This window comes from Psychrobacter urativorans (assembly GCF_904846675.1).
GTDB classification, from domain to species: domain Bacteria; phylum Pseudomonadota; class Gammaproteobacteria; order Pseudomonadales; family Moraxellaceae; genus Psychrobacter; species Psychrobacter urativorans_B.
Genome location: NZ_CAJHBT010000052.1, coordinates 1 through 1,727 on the forward strand (window position 1 = coordinate 1; position 1,727 = coordinate 1,727).

General features: G+C 38.8%; 2 protein-coding genes. One reads left to right on the plus strand and one right to left on the minus strand.

Annotation, left to right across the window (positions count from 1 at the left end):
* On the plus strand, positions 1–831 hold an 831-nt coding region (locus tag JMY06_RS11655), incomplete at its 5' end, for a replication initiation protein (RefSeq protein ID WP_201618409.1).
* A gap of 146 nt (positions 832–977) precedes the next feature.
* Here JMY06_RS11655 and JMY06_RS11660 read toward each other — a convergent pair.
* A partial coding sequence (locus tag JMY06_RS11660; RefSeq protein WP_201618410.1) for a hypothetical protein occupies positions 978–1,727 on the minus strand: 750 nt, incomplete at its 5' end.

The following is a 1,727-nucleotide window of genomic DNA, read 5'->3' on the forward strand; positions in this document are numbered from 1 at the left end:
ATATATGTATCAACTAATACAGGGCTTTTGGAATTTCATTGGTTGTCGGAAGTTTTACGGTATGACAAAAACGCTGAAAAAAAACTTAAAGAAAAATACCCTGATCCTAAAGATTACATGAAGTATATAAACTCTCTTAGGCTATATAATCTCTTAGATTCCTTACCCAGTAATAGAACAGATGACATAGTTGCTAGAATTATTTTCCATGAAAAAGTAGTGCCGTTGCTAAGTGATTTAAAAGCTAGTTTTACTCAGTTTTTAATAAAAGATGTAGCAGATTTTAGTAGTATCTATAGCTATCGAATTTATCAGCTTATGATGAGGTATAAATCTACTGGTTACGTGAACATTAGCTTAGATGACTTACGTTTTATGCTAATGCTAATGGATAAGTACCCACTAACCGCAGACTTAAAGCGCTGGGTCATTGACACCGCAGTCGATGAAATCAACAAAAAAAGCCCCTACAGTGTGAAATATGAACTTATTAAAAAAGGGCGTAAGTACACCCATCTAGAGTTAAAATTTACGAAGAAACAAGAGTTAAAAGAGACTAGAGACCCCAATACAATCGACTGGATTAATGGAAAGACAGATAGTGAGGGTGTAAAAGTACCCTCTTGGCACACTAAAGGCTTATCAGACGGTCAAATAAAGAAAATAGCTTGTAACGTACAAGAGTTTGTAGATGCCAATAGCAGCAAGGTATCCAACAAGGAGCGTAGAGGTTATCTAGCAGTGTTTGAAGATTGGAAGCCTTTGCTTAAAGACCCGAAAACGGTAACTACGTTTAATAAGGTTCAAGAGCTATTAGACCGGACATTTTAAAAGATAAGGTCTATTTTTAGACCACTTTGACGGATTTTTGTCAAATGGATTTAAAGATAGACCCAACAACCAGAGGGCGTTAGCTTCTCATTAGCATTACTTTTCGCTTACACAGGTATATACATCGTAAACCTTTTGTGCTGTTTTTATCGATCCACGCCCCTATCTTGGTCTAGGTTCTTATTGGGCTTTTTGAATTCATACTGCTGCTGTATTTCGTAGGTATTGCCTTTTCTCTCAATGTTATAGGATTTTCCCTGCTCAACGCTTGATAGATCAGGGTGATATACCGTGCCGTCTCTTGTCTGCTGTACTATGCCGTTTTTATCAGCTCGCAATATTTTACCGCTATATATTTTGTTTGGTTGGGCATGAAAGTTTGCCCCATGCTGTTTTGCTATATCGTCTTGTTTTGCCCTCTGTAATCCTTGTAGTATCTCAATCGCCTGTTGTGCTTTGGCATGATATGAGGGTTCATGCTTGGCTATGTGTTCCTTCGCTTGTTCTCGGTGTTCATCGGTTACGCCTTTATTTTTTATACTGTCATGCCTTGCCTTGATTGCATTAAACGCATTTAAAGCGTTTTGTTTGTTCTCTTGCCATTGGTCTTTACCAAAGAATAACGGCTCGTTGTCCCGCAACTGCTCACACTTAGCTCGTGCAGGCTTACCCTTGTCTTGTAACGTCTTTAGTTGACTGCTTAAAATAGCATTGGCTGTCGTTTCGACTTTTTCAGCATATTCTAAAAATATCTTGCGGTTATCTTTGAACACATCAGGCGGTGGCTCGGTAACTGCGGTTACCTCGCTTTGTTTGGCTTCTAACTGGCGTTGATGTCTAGCAATTGCTCTATCCGCTCGGTCAATAACTCGTTCTGCTTCTTCTGTTTGTTGTTG